Origin of the sequence: Chryseobacterium sp. (assembly GCF_022869225.1) — a bacterium.
In the GTDB taxonomy this organism is placed as follows: domain Bacteria; phylum Bacteroidota; class Bacteroidia; order Flavobacteriales; family Weeksellaceae; genus Chryseobacterium.
Map to the genome: position 1 here is coordinate 1,561,450 of NZ_JALIHL010000001.1, position 11,811 is coordinate 1,573,260.

At 31.0% G+C, this 11,811-nt stretch carries 14 protein-coding genes; 7 read left to right on the forward strand and 7 right to left on the reverse strand.

Annotated features, from left to right (window positions below):
* Positions 1-9 precede the first annotated feature (9 nt).
* Positions 10-447 carry a hypothetical protein gene (locus MUW56_RS07315; RefSeq protein ID WP_292012571.1) on the reverse strand — a complete coding sequence of 146 codons (438 nt, stop codon included), beginning with the start codon at positions 445-447 and terminating at the stop codon, positions 10-12.
* A 1,417-nt stretch (positions 448-1,864) separates the two neighbouring features.
* Here MUW56_RS07315 and MUW56_RS07320 point away from each other — a divergent pair.
* Genes MUW56_RS07320 through MUW56_RS07340 form a run of 5 tightly spaced genes read left to right on the forward strand, consistent with a single transcriptional unit; the run spans position 1,865 to position 6,753 of the window.
* On the forward strand, positions 1,865-3,421 hold the full coding sequence (locus MUW56_RS07320; RefSeq protein ID WP_292012572.1) for an SAVED domain-containing protein: 1,557 nt from the start codon (positions 1,865-1,867) through the stop codon (positions 3,419-3,421).
* A 19-nt stretch (positions 3,422-3,440) separates the two neighbouring features.
* The gene (locus tag MUW56_RS07325) at positions 3,441-4,187 is read left to right on the forward strand and encodes a hypothetical protein (RefSeq protein ID WP_292012573.1); all 747 of its coding nucleotides are present in this window, start codon (positions 3,441-3,443) and stop codon (positions 4,185-4,187) included.
* A gap of 4 nt (positions 4,188-4,191) precedes the next feature.
* Complete coding sequence (locus tag MUW56_RS07330; protein ID WP_292012574.1) at positions 4,192-4,593, forward strand: hypothetical protein; 402 nt, start codon at positions 4,192-4,194, stop codon at positions 4,591-4,593.
* Complete coding sequence (locus MUW56_RS07335) at positions 4,568-6,391, forward strand: ThiF family adenylyltransferase (RefSeq protein WP_292012575.1); 1,824 nt, start codon at positions 4,568-4,570, stop codon at positions 6,389-6,391. Before MUW56_RS07330 ends, MUW56_RS07335 begins: the two co-directional genes overlap by 26 nt.
* Positions 6,391-6,753 carry a Mov34/MPN/PAD-1 family protein gene (locus MUW56_RS07340; RefSeq protein ID WP_292012576.1) on the forward strand — a complete coding sequence of 121 codons (363 nt, stop codon included), beginning with the start codon at positions 6,391-6,393 and terminating at the stop codon, positions 6,751-6,753. The genes MUW56_RS07335 and MUW56_RS07340 overlap by 1 nt, the downstream gene beginning before the upstream one ends.
* Before the next feature lie 187 nt (positions 6,754-6,940).
* Here MUW56_RS07340 and MUW56_RS07345 read toward each other — a convergent pair whose 3' ends face one another.
* From MUW56_RS07345 to MUW56_RS07370, 6 genes are all read right to left on the reverse strand, one after another.
* Entirely contained in the window at positions 6,941-7,537 is a 597-nt protein-coding gene (locus tag MUW56_RS07345; RefSeq protein WP_292012577.1) for a hypothetical protein, read from the reverse strand.
* Entirely contained in the window at positions 7,474-7,785 is a 312-nt protein-coding gene (locus MUW56_RS07350) for a DUF4365 domain-containing protein (protein ID WP_292012578.1), read from the reverse strand. The genes MUW56_RS07345 and MUW56_RS07350 overlap by 64 nt, the downstream gene beginning before the upstream one ends.
* A 9-nt stretch (positions 7,786-7,794) precedes the next feature.
* Positions 7,795-8,568, reverse strand: a complete 774-nt coding sequence (locus tag MUW56_RS07355) for a DUF5677 domain-containing protein (RefSeq protein ID WP_292012579.1) — start codon at positions 8,566-8,568, stop codon at positions 7,795-7,797.
* A 405-nt stretch (positions 8,569-8,973) separates the two neighbouring features.
* The gene (locus MUW56_RS07360; protein ID WP_292012580.1) at positions 8,974-9,135 is read right to left on the reverse strand and encodes a hypothetical protein; all 162 of its coding nucleotides are present in this window, start codon (positions 9,133-9,135) and stop codon (positions 8,974-8,976) included.
* Between the two features lie 107 nt (positions 9,136-9,242).
* Positions 9,243-9,674 (reverse strand): hypothetical protein, encoded by a 432-nt coding sequence (locus tag MUW56_RS07365; protein ID WP_292012581.1) that lies wholly within the window; start codon positions 9,672-9,674, stop codon positions 9,243-9,245.
* Positions 9,675-9,811: 137 nt separating this feature from the next.
* Positions 9,812-10,267 (reverse strand): surface-adhesin E family protein, encoded by a 456-nt coding sequence (locus MUW56_RS07370; protein ID WP_292012582.1) that lies wholly within the window; start codon positions 10,265-10,267, stop codon positions 9,812-9,814.
* A 284-nt stretch (positions 10,268-10,551) separates the two neighbouring features.
* Between MUW56_RS07370 and MUW56_RS07375 the strand changes: the two genes are divergently transcribed.
* Entirely contained in the window at positions 10,552-10,908 is a 357-nt protein-coding gene (locus MUW56_RS07375; RefSeq protein WP_292012583.1) for a hypothetical protein, read from the forward strand.
* A 410-nt stretch (positions 10,909-11,318) separates the two neighbouring features.
* The gene (locus MUW56_RS07380) at positions 11,319-11,585 is read left to right on the forward strand and encodes a hypothetical protein (protein ID WP_292012584.1); all 267 of its coding nucleotides are present in this window, start codon (positions 11,319-11,321) and stop codon (positions 11,583-11,585) included.
* The last annotated feature ends 226 nt before the right edge of the window (positions 11,586-11,811 follow it).

Here is an 11,811-nt window from a genome sequence, read left to right on the forward strand (position 1 = left end):
AAGAGTGGTTCAGTCTTTCCTTTTTCTCCGGTTGATTGTAAGAATATGGGATGATGGTTCCATTCTTTTTTTATCTCCTCGATAATATATAGTCCCCCTGATACAATGATTTAGAACCGGTATTTGGTTTTCACAAGCCCATAACATTAAAGGGAGCAAATCTTTGTCAAATGGATAATAACCTAGTGCAGGATAAGTCTTGATTCCTCTGAATCCTTCGTTCTCTATACAGTCTTTAATTTCCTTAAAATAATTTTTATCATCTCTAATTCTTCTGGGATCAGCAAATATAAAGGGAAGGCAGCTCTTGGATTTGGTTCGTTTAAGTTGCTTCAACTCTTTAAGTTGCTCCGGATATTGAGATCTGGGCTTACCAGCTTCCATATAATCCATATCCATTGGGAGAACAACGAATCGACTGTCAGGAGGATATTGTTCTTCTAGCATTCGGAAAATAGTTGTTTGTTTTTCATGAAAGGCGAATCGACCTATGCTGATATAACGTTTTAAGTAAGCAGAAGTCTCAGGTCCAGGCAAGAACCGAAGAAATTGGAATAGAATTTTGGCAATAAAAAGAATTAATTTCCTCCCTGATTTGATAAATAATATAGAAATGAGAATGATTAGAACTCTTAGAATCGTGTGTTGAGGTGACGGGAGTAAAAAGATATTCTGCATAAAACCGTTAAGCCACTCTATCCAATAGAACCAAGTTTGGGCATTATATTTTCCGGCAAGGTATCCAAAAAAAGTATTAGTAAAGTATCAATGGTTAATATAATGCTTATGGGAAGAGTTAAAAAGGAAATTTTCTGAATGAACCAGAGAATACGAAAGCGAAGAGATCTCCAAATTCTGTACGGACGTTTGTACTTCCATTTTGCAGGTCCTTTATAAAACCATCTGAAAAAATTGACAATCAGATCTATGGTCAATATATATCCAAGCCCAAATGGCAATAATCTTTTACCTAAAAAATCTGGGTATGTGGTCTCCTGTGAAGGTATGTGTGTGACAATTGATGAAAGGATTTCGTTTGTCTATAGACAAGTCTGAGGGTTCTGTTGTAGAACCAGTTGAAGTAGATGAGAGCTTCATGATTAAGGCTTTAGTTTTATGTACAATTTACAAAAACAAATTCAATGTAAAATGCTTTTTGTCAATAGATTATCTTTATTTAATAAAACTATATGGGATTAGGCAATTCGAAAATTAATTGCGACAACTCTATGAACCATGATCGGTAAAGATATCAGGCTTGCAAGAATCGATTTAAAATCTGTGATGCCGTTATACTTTTCAAAAATCAATTTTCTTTTCGCAAAGAGAGGGGGTGGTTTTATACACAGACCTTAACCTCGCCATTTTTCTAAAATTTTTTAAAGTAGTTAGTTGCTAAATCATTTCAGACGGTCTCCGAACTTACCCCAATTTTTAGCTTTAAAATTAATTCTGGTATATTCATATCACTTTTATATAGATAAGGCTTAAAATGGCACAACGTATAGTGTGAAAATAAAAATCTCAATCTTGCTTAATCGACATTTCACCAAGCAAAAACAAAAACCTTACAACATAGCTTACCAGTAATGGTTTGAAGCTGTTTACAAGGTCTTAATTTTGTATAGATATGAATGATTTTCTATAGGATAATGAGATATGGGTAATATGTACCATTATCTCGACCGGAGTGTTACAAATATAAATAGTTATAATATGATTTATATTTCATTATGTCCTTTTTACCAAATAACCAATAAAATATCTATTTTTCAATGACAATAACTTTAAATTAAACATATAAATATATAAAATTGTGTCATTTTGTCAAAAAAGCCATTTAGGCATAATTGATGCGCAGTACATGTTTATAAATCATGAAAATATATTAATATGGGGAAAAAATGTTATTGCGAGACAAACCGGTGATGATTATCAAGCCAAGTTCTTTTGGTTGAAAGCATGTGGTCTTTACCATTCACATACTCGTGTCAAAAAGGTAGCATGGGAAGCAAATAACACGTTTGGATTTGACGATGTAGTTGTTTACTATGATCCTGCTGTTAAAGAATCTGATAGTGATGTTATAGAAGACTGCTATCAAGTTAAGTTTCATGTTGATCATGACAAAGGTTTCACTTGGGAATCTTTAATGGATTCTGAATTTATTGGAAATAAAACCGAATCAATTCTGCAAAGATTATATAAAAATTATCAGAATGACCCTAGTAGCTTTCCGTATAAGAGGTTTAATATTGTAAATACTTGGACTATAGACCATAGTAATGATTTAAAGAATTTACTAGGTAATAATGGAGGAATTAGAATTGAAGTTTTAGCTAAAGGGGGAGCAACATCGAAGTATGGGAAAATTAGAGAAGCTTGGAAAAAACATCTCAATATAGATTCTGATGAAACATTAATGTTAGTACTGTCATCATTAAGGATTAAACACAGTTACGATGACTTAGGTAGATTAAAGGATAAATTAAATATGTATTTATCCTCTTCTGGGTTTGAGCCAATTCCTGAAGACCAACTTTCTAGTAAATATAATGATTTAATACAGAAGCTGCATGGTATGGGTCAGAATATCTTCACAAGGGAAGAACTTTTAGAAATTTGTAAACAAGAAAGATTATATATAGGAATTAAGGAAGTTGAAGAAAACTTTTTTAAAGCAGGCGTTCGTAGTTTTTATAAAGGTGCTGAAAATTTACATAACGAAGTTAATGATATTTCGTGTTTACTTCATTGTTTTTCTGGAAGATTTATTTTGGATGAGTATTCCGGAATGGAATTCATTAATACAGAAATTGGTAGAATTGCAGATAAAATAATATTAGCAAAATCTCCAGTTTTATTACATTTAGATACTCATTTATCTATTGCAATGCTATTAGGAAAGAGACTCAATCCCAAATTTGGAGGTTTAGATATTACAATCGTACAGAAAACCTTTAAAGGGAATTTGATGTGGAGACCTCAACTTGAAAAAAGGGAAGAATATTTACCGCCATTCTGGGATATCGAAACCAATCAAATTGATAAAAATGGTAATGATATTGTTTTATCTATTAGTGTAACTCATGATGTAAGAGAAGAAGTATCTGATTTCGTTAAAAAAAATTTAACAGGAATTAACTCAGAAATACAGGCAACTATAAAAACAGGGATTGGAGGAAACTCAATTAAAGATGCTACTCATGCCGTACTTGCTCTAGAAGAATTGATTGCCAGTGTAAGATCCTTAAAGAGAAAACATACAATTAATGGTAGATTACATATTTTTATGGCTGCTCCTGTTGCCATGGCTTTCTTTCTTGGTCAAAGAATCAGTCCTCTTGGTTCAGCAACATTGTATGAATATGACTACGAGCAACAAAGATCAAAAGGATATCACGCTATTCTAGATTTATAATAAAAACAACAACATATACATGAAAATTGATTCTTATTTCAACGATTTTTTATCAAATATTAGATTAACATCTTCTCAGAAGGATGATTTGAAGAGAGGACACAAGACTCTTCGGGAGCGTCTTAATGCTGATGAAGATTTAAAAGATATTATAATTTCAACATTTTTACAAGGGAGCTATCGTAGATCAACAGCAGTAAAGCCTGTAAACAATAAACGAGCTGATGTTGATGTAATTATTGTAACCAACTTGGATAGGGCTTCGGTAACACCTGAAGATGCTATAAAGAAATTTATACCTTTTGTAGAAAAGCATTATGAGGGGAAGTATGAAATTCAAGGTCGTTCCATAGGAATAACCTTATCCTATGTTGATTTAGATATTGTAATTACATCTGCCCCTTCTGAGACTGATAAGGCAGCTTTACAATCTAATAGTGTTATGTCAAATTTAATGTTAGAAGATTTTAGTTCAAATTACGAATGGAAACTTTCTAAGGGATGGTCTGAACCTGATCTATTAAAAGCTAATATTTATCTATCAGAAGCAGTAAAATCAGAAGCGGAATGGAAAACCAGTCCTTTATGGATTCCTGATCGTGAAGCAGAGCAATGGGACCAAACCCATCCACTTGAACAAATAAGATGGACGAGAGACAAAAACAAAAATACCAATAAACATTTTGTAAATGTTGTAAAGGCTTTAAAAATGGTGGCGAACACTAAAACTTACAGACCTCAGATATCCCAAAGGTTATCCTATTGAACATATGATTGGTAATTGTTGCCCTGACGGTATTTCCTCAGTAGCAGAAGGGGTTTCCAAAACATTAGAAAACATTATTGATACGTATTATTTAGACTATTTCTTTAATAGGACACCAATACTTCCGGATAGAGGTGTTCCTGAGCATGATGTATGGAAGAGAGTATCAGTAGATGATTTTAAGTCTTTTTATGATTCAGCCAAAGAATATTCAGCTTTAGCTAAGGAAGCAATGGAAGCAGAAAGTTTAAAGGATCAAGTAAACAAATGGCGGGAGATTTTCGGAGAAAAGTTTCCTCCATATGACGACGACGATGACGGCTCTGAGAAAAATTCTACCCCTCCTTCTGGTGGTTTTACGTCTAGAAAAGAAAGCTCAAATGTTGAATCAGGACGTTTTGCATAATTTTGAACCAAGTGAAGAACTAAAGAAAGCAAGAAGGCAATTAGAAAAAGTTCAAGGATATTCTTTATTGCAAGATTTTTTGTGGAACGATGTTCTTCAAAAATGGTATTTAATTTTTAAAATTTCACTTGATATTCAGGAGTCTGAAAGTCTGCCTAAAGATACGCAGTGGTATTTATTTGTTGATAATGACTATCCTGATGGAGATATTTTGATTTTACCAAGCAAAGAGCATGGATTAACTTCAACTTTCCAGCATCAGGATTACAATCTAAAGATTGATAAAAATGAATGGACATCGGGTAAAATATGTTTAACTGAAACACAAGGTAGCTGGGGACGAAAGCAATATCTTAAGGAGCCTAGAGATTTGAATTTAAGATTGAAATGGCATGTTGAGAGATGTAAGCAATGGATTATCGCAGCATCAAGCAATACTTTGGTTGAAAAAGGCGATCCATTTGAATTACCTCCGTTTCCGCCAAGATCAAATATTCACCTGATTTTTAATGAGGATGAAGTTTCTTTTAGTGATTGGAACAAGAGAAGTAAGACCTCTGGTACGTTTGAAGCAATTAGATTTAATCGGTCGGTGGATTTATTTTTAATTAAGTCTTTAGCTATTGGTGGAGACAAATTTGATGTTCCATGGGGGAATCAGATTGATAAACTGGATGAAGAATTTAAATATGGCATTTGGCAATTAATCGATGAAATACCAGTCGTTAGACCTTGGCAAATTCCGGCTAGTTTTACCGAGTTAAAAACTATTCTAGAGAAACAAAATATAGCACTCTACAGGTTTCTTTATGACGAATGCAGGAATCTTAGAAAAGAAGGCAAGGTACCATCTTTTGTGATGCTGGGTTTTCCTGTTTCAGAGAAGATAGGGGAAGAAATGACATTAATTCATTGGTTTGCATTTAAATTCCCCAAATTACCTATTGTTAAAGGGTTTCGGCTAGGCTCATCAGAACTTATAAAAACTCAGATTAAAATCGCTTTACAAAGTGAAAAAAACATTGAATGGTTAAATACTGAAAATTGGAACTCTAAACAATTGAATAGTAGGGGAAAACTTAAAAAAGACTTTTCAGACTTAAATATACTAATAATTGGTGCTGGTTCTGTGGGATCAATTTTCATACAATCTTTGGTAAGATTGGGTATAGTAAATGTAGAAGTCTTGGATATGGATATTTTGCAGGCAGGTAATCTGTCCCGTCATATATTAACTTTAGATTCAATCGGATTAAAAAAAGCTGAAGCTTTAAGCAATCAATTAAATAAAGTTTTCCCAGCTGTTCAATCTTCATTTAAGAGCTATAGCTTAAAAGATGTTCTTAAAAAAAATAATGATTACCTCAATGGTTTTGATGTTGTTATTGATGCAACAGCCAATGATGAAGTTCTGAGGGTGATTAGTGATAAAATTAATGCTGGCCAGAAATTCTTTTTTACATCGATTTCAACCGGATATATGGCTGATTCATTTTATCTTTATACAAGACCTTCAAATGAAGAGAATAATTTAGAGGAAGACTTTGATATAAGAATTAAAGATTGGCTAAGATTAGATTCTCAAAAAAGTCTAGGGAATGAAGAGGTGATTGAAGGAATTGGGTGTTGGCATCCTTTATTTCCTGCAAGATTGGATGATATTTTGATGCTTATCGGAGCTGCTATAAAATTTTTTGAAAAAGAAATGATGGAAGGCAAAGGGGCAAAGTTGACAGTAATAAGTAAAAATTATGATGATAGTGGTAATTTCACAGGATTAAATATTAGCAATGAATAATGATTTATACAAATGATATTAATAAACTTTCGGTATTCCTTACAGAAGATTTACTTTTAGAGCTTAGGGAATTTTGTATAGAAAAAGGAAATTTAGAAACTGGCGGAATATTGGTTGGTATGTATGATTCCAATTTACAATCTGCAATTATAACAAAAGTGCTAGGACCGCCTGCCGATTCTAAACATGGTAGAACAACTTTTGTAAGAGGAACTAAAGGGGTGAAAAAAACTTTAGAGCACCTATGGAAAGAAGGTCAATATTATTTAGGAGAATGGCATTATCATCCAAATGCTTTACCTATTGCCAGTTCACAAGATATCACTCAAATGAAAAAAATTGCAAAAAAGCTCTGCTTATAAGTGTCCTGAGCCAATTATGCTTATCATTGGACAAGATTATGAAGAATTTATAGAAACTTTCTATATATCTATTAATGGAGATGATTTAATTCAATTTGTTGAGAAAATCTAAAAGTCGTATTTGTATTGAAGGAAATCTAAAACGAAAAACGACTTTTATAGATTATTTAGTTGCAAATTAATATTGCTAATAACTTGTATCAAAATGATTTTCTGCTTCAAAATTTTCAACAAACTGTAGATTTGTAATTTCTTTATATAACTGATTAAAATTAAAATTGTCTTCATCATTCAAAAGATCTTCAAAATCGTCATTTCTAGTTTTTATATCTATTACATGGTTAATCAAGTTGTCGACAGATGTCGAGCTTATACTGGAGTTATTATATTTTAAGAGAGTTTTTAAACGTTTAATTCTTCTGAGACTTGCAATGTTGCTATCACAGACTTTTTCATCAATTATAGCACCGCTTTTTATGTCATAATTTATTTTATTAATTCTCTCAAGAAATTCGGCTAATTCTTCAACATATTTTATTTTTGAAGCTATACGAATAATTTTATTAATTTTATCTGAGAGTTTATTATGTTTGGGAATTTTAATTAGAATTTTATCCTTTTTGCTACTTCTCCATGAAGGATCTTCAACATCTAAAACATCTGATATATAACGCTGTAGCCAAACAAAATAAATTTCACCTTCAGTAAATGTCGAAACTTTTAAAAGAAAAATGGAATTGGAAACTTTTCTACATACATTAAGTGTTTTCGCGTAACCGAGCATGATTCAGATTTTTTATTTGAAAATTTCAATTCTTCTCCTGTACCTTTAATTTGTAGATAAGCAGTATATCCTGTTGTATCATATTGATTGTGATTATGATCATCCTTTCCTATTTGCTCAAATATTTCAACCATTAAGTCAATTCCATAATCTCTTTCGCTTAATTCTCTAATGACCCATTCATCAGGAAAAGCCGCTAAAACTTTTTTTACAGCTTTTGTATCGATAATATGTTGAATAACTCTCATTTTTAATACTTAGTTTTTTTCAAATAATTCAGAAGATATTTTTAATTCAATACTTTTTAAACTGCAATAAGGATGTGTTTTATTTAAAATTTTAAAGACAGTATCGCAATATGCTTGTAAATATGTCCCAAAAAAAACTGTTGAATTATAGGTAGCTAACGCCAAAACGGCATTAGACAATAAAACACTATTGTTAAGCAAATTAACAGCTACTAATTCTGACTTTTTTTCATTTTTAACAATTCGCAAAGCATCCCACAAACCTTCATCAGCTCTTGGATGCACATAAGAAGAGCCAAGATCATAACCTAAAGAATATAATAACTTTAAATCTATTTGCTTGGAAAAATCTTCAATTTTAGGTTCAATCCAATTTATTTTTTTACTTTTTAACTCTTGATATAAGTTAATTTGAAAATCATCATCTGTTAATTCCTCTTTTACATCTTTCGAATTGAAAGTAGTTTGACTTCTCATTTTGTTTCTGATCTCAAATGTCTTAATAAACGACCAATCTTTAAACTCTTGATATAAACCCGATTTTTCTAAATACTCTATATAGAAATATCTTTCAATTAGTAAGCGATACAATGCAGTTGCTTCGCCAATTTGATCTTCTTTGATTAAAATAGAAATGCTGTTAAGTAATGAACTAGCCTTTGCAATAAAATTTCTAAGAATTGTTTCTTTTGTGTTGAAAGGATGTAGTTCAAATTTGAGTAATATAATATGTGAAACATTTTTGAAAGACTCAACAATTTCGTAAAGTTCTAATCTGTTCATAAGTTTTTATGTTTGATCTTTAAAGGTATAACTAATCTTGTAACTTAGAAAAAATCAATGAACTAAAACATTGCTTATACCCATGACATATCCAGATTTTAGCCCCTCAAATTACTTTTTGACAGTAGTATATCAAAAGCAAAAGAAATGAGCTAAAATCCTAATACGTCGGGGCAAAAATCAACTAATTCTTTCCCCCTATCCAAGTTCCATTCATATTTGCTGAAGTATTAATCCATGTCCCATTTCCATTATTTCCACTCATTTGTCCTGTAAATGTCGCACCAGAACTGGCACTCCCAGCAATTGCAGAGAAATTTCCAGATTCCGAGACATTCCCGTTAACATCAAAGTCCTCATTAAATACGGCTGACGTTGTTGTTCCTGTAACCTTACCTGTTGAACTTACATTAATCTTAAATGTTCCGTGGTCTTTTGTTCCGGAATAACTTCCAGACCATTTACCCTCAAAGGGAATGTTTGATTGTTATCATCATCGTTGCTTGAGCAGGATAAAATGATAATACTGAAAAGAATTGTTAATGTTGCTAAAATTAGTTTTCTCATGATGTTAAAGTTTTATTTGTTTAATAATTAAATTTTGATTTTTAGTGATAAAAGTATTATGAATTTATGTGTGTTTCTTACGGATAACCGTAAACAATAGGAGTTAGTTAATATTGACCTTCTTGTTCTTTGTTTTTGCTCAAACGTTTTTTGATATATGTAAATACATTGATGATCAAAAGCACATCAATAATTATTATTACTAATCTTACAAACCAATCTTTTAAAATTAACGCTCCTAAATCCAGATTCAAAGATTCTTTGCAAAAGAATGGAAAGTAAATGAGAATAAAAATGAATGTTCCTAACAAGCTTATTATAATTAGTAAAAGTGGAATAACAATAAATATATAGCTGATTTTATATTTTTGGAAGATTTGAAATAAGCCTAAGCAAGCTATAATCAACCCAAATATCAGTTCTACGTCATTACTATGACTATAACCATATATAATTAAAGAAATACCGCCTAAAACAAAGCCTAAAAATATTAGGAAGATGAAGAACGGTGCTAAAATTTCTTTTGGTCTAATTTTCATGATAGTATTTTTATTATTGGACTTAATAGTAAATAAGGCTAACGTAGCTATACACGTATCCTTGATTTTTCGCTTATCTTTTTAAATTAGTAGGAATGTACCAGAATTTAAAAAGACGAGGAAAATTGTTGATACGGTTAGGGCTTTTTACAAACAAAATCAAACACAGCCTCAGACATTGTTTCTGGAATGACCTCGTCAATCTCACCATTTAATTTACCAGATGAAGTTACTTGACCTTTTGAATTGTAGTTAACATAGGACAACAAAGCATATTTCTTGGAATTACAATAAATTTTCCATCTCTCAATAGAGTAATCAGACTGCTTTATTATCCAGTTTCCTTTCTTATCCTTGTAACTCTTTGGAGCATTAACAGCTTTAACCCAACAAACATAATCCTTTGAATAATTATCGCTTGGTTCTATGTCTTTGACGTAGTATTTAATCTTTGTCACGGATTCACCAAGGTACGTCCAGCCATTAGCAATATTTGCAAATACATGGTTAGGGACTTCTTCAATAGTTTCTGAATTTTGACAATGATAGAAAGTGAATGTAAAAATGAGAGTGACAGATAATAGGGTTTTCATAAAATAGTTTATCACCCAGTTCCAAAGTGTTTTGTGATTATATAAATAGAAAGGCGTGGAACTGTAGCCTATTGTTACTGAGGTACTGGTATACCCGATACACAAATAAACCACGTCCACGCCAAGCGTGAACATTAGGTCTATTTATCTCGTGTATCTTTAAATTACCAGTTTTCAGTAACAAGAATAAATAGCTAACGCAATCTATATTTTAAATGTTAATTTTTCTTTTTCTTATATGAAATTTTTTCTAACTTTTCACAAAATTAGACATTACAAATGTTATGAGCAACTCAAAATTTAATTCTGTGATGAGAGGTTATTTTTCTAACCTTGATACTGATGTAAAAAGATTTATACATTCAAAATTCATTAATTCTGGAATGGATTATTTTAATTTTATGGATACATTCTTATATAACTACGGAATTATCTCATTCAACGTAGTAGTGAATATTGACAATAACAAACACAGTTCTTACATTAAATTTTCTGATGAAAATATTTTCAATGAAACAGGGGAAATTACCCTTGCGATTAATGTTAGTGATGATACTGCTGAAGAAAGATTAGCAAACAAGCTGGTTACCCTGATTCATTTTTCTAATTACAATGATTGGATAAAGCAAAAAACTAAATAACATGATGATTTCTTTTTTAATTTTCAATTTGGTGAATTTACAGATGTAAGTCCTAACTGGTTTGATTGGTTCTCAATCTGTGTAACATCCTTAAGTATCTTTGCAGCATTCCTCATTGCAGAAAACATATATAGTAAAGGGAAGAGGGACAAAAAAGAAAGCGATAAAAATCTAATTGCTTCAGAAAATGATTTATTTGAAAATAACCTCAATGAGCTCAAAGAAAGCGTCAGTGTTCAAATAAAGCATTTGGAAGAATATTTAGTAGAAAAGGATTTCAAACTTAAAATCAATCCTTCTTTACAAGTTAATTTTCTGCAATTTATTGATATTAAATGTTTATACCTAAACTTTCCTAATGATCAACAAAAAAAAGAAAAATAAATTCACTTCTAACTTCATTATATGGAATGTATGATTTTAAGGATAACCTTATTTCAGAATTAAGAAATTATACTAAAAAACACAACGAATTTCAAGTTAAATTTAAAAAATATCGTGAAATTTACTATAAAAAATTTCATGATTACTCCAATTTAAGGGCTATCGACATTAAAGAAGAAGCAGGTGTGAAAAAATGGAGATACAATGATGATGATAAGTTTATGAATGAATTTGCAAAATTAAGATTAGTCTCTATAGCAAATGATGAAAATAGTGCAGATAGGAAAAAATAGATGAGAATTTCTTATTACCACTTATTTATTTGTCAAACAATTTTATTCCTGAAGACTATCACGCTATAGAAACTAACTATATATCAAACGATTGTCATGCTTCTTATCTCGATATTGAGAATCTTAACGAGTCACATTTTAAATCTATGGAAAGTTATTTAAAAGTTTTAAAGGATTTGAAAGCTGAGATAGAAGCTTATTAAAAAATAAAAGATGTCTAAGGTTG

Excerpts from the sequence above, each read along its gene's own strand:
- MUW56_RS07315 (WP_292012571.1), bottom strand. The coding sequence starts at position 447 with ATGCTAGAAGAACAATATCCTCCTGACAGTCGATTCGTTGTTCTCCCA.
- MUW56_RS07320 (WP_292012572.1), top strand. The coding sequence starts at position 1,865 with ATGTTTATAAATCATGAAAATATATTAATATGGGGAAAAAATGTTATT.
- MUW56_RS07325 (WP_292012573.1), top strand. The coding sequence starts at position 3,441 with ATGAAAATTGATTCTTATTTCAACGATTTTTTATCAAATATTAGATTA.
- MUW56_RS07330 (WP_292012574.1), top strand. The coding sequence starts at position 4,192 with ATGATTGGTAATTGTTGCCCTGACGGTATTTCCTCAGTAGCAGAAGGG.
- MUW56_RS07335 (WP_292012575.1), top strand. The coding sequence starts at position 4,568 with ATGTTGAATCAGGACGTTTTGCATAATTTTGAACCAAGTGAAGAACTA.
- MUW56_RS07340 (WP_292012576.1), top strand. The coding sequence starts at position 6,391 with ATGATTTATACAAATGATATTAATAAACTTTCGGTATTCCTTACAGAA.
- MUW56_RS07345 (WP_292012577.1), bottom strand. The coding sequence starts at position 7,537 with ATGCTCGGTTACGCGAAAACACTTAATGTATGTAGAAAAGTTTCCAAT.
- MUW56_RS07350 (WP_292012578.1), bottom strand. The coding sequence starts at position 7,785 with ATGAGAGTTATTCAACATATTATCGATACAAAAGCTGTAAAAAAAGTT.
- MUW56_RS07355 (WP_292012579.1), bottom strand. The coding sequence starts at position 8,568 with ATGAACAGATTAGAACTTTACGAAATTGTTGAGTCTTTCAAAAATGTT.
- MUW56_RS07360 (WP_292012580.1), bottom strand. The coding sequence starts at position 9,135 with ATGAGAAAACTAATTTTAGCAACATTAACAATTCTTTTCAGTATTATC.
- MUW56_RS07365 (WP_292012581.1), bottom strand. The coding sequence starts at position 9,674 with ATGAAAATTAGACCAAAAGAAATTTTAGCACCGTTCTTCATCTTCCTA.
- MUW56_RS07370 (WP_292012582.1), bottom strand. The coding sequence starts at position 10,267 with ATGAAAACCCTATTATCTGTCACTCTCATTTTTACATTCACTTTCTAT.
- MUW56_RS07375 (WP_292012583.1), top strand. The coding sequence starts at position 10,552 with ATGAGCAACTCAAAATTTAATTCTGTGATGAGAGGTTATTTTTCTAAC.
- MUW56_RS07380 (WP_292012584.1), top strand. The coding sequence starts at position 11,319 with ATGTATGATTTTAAGGATAACCTTATTTCAGAATTAAGAAATTATACT.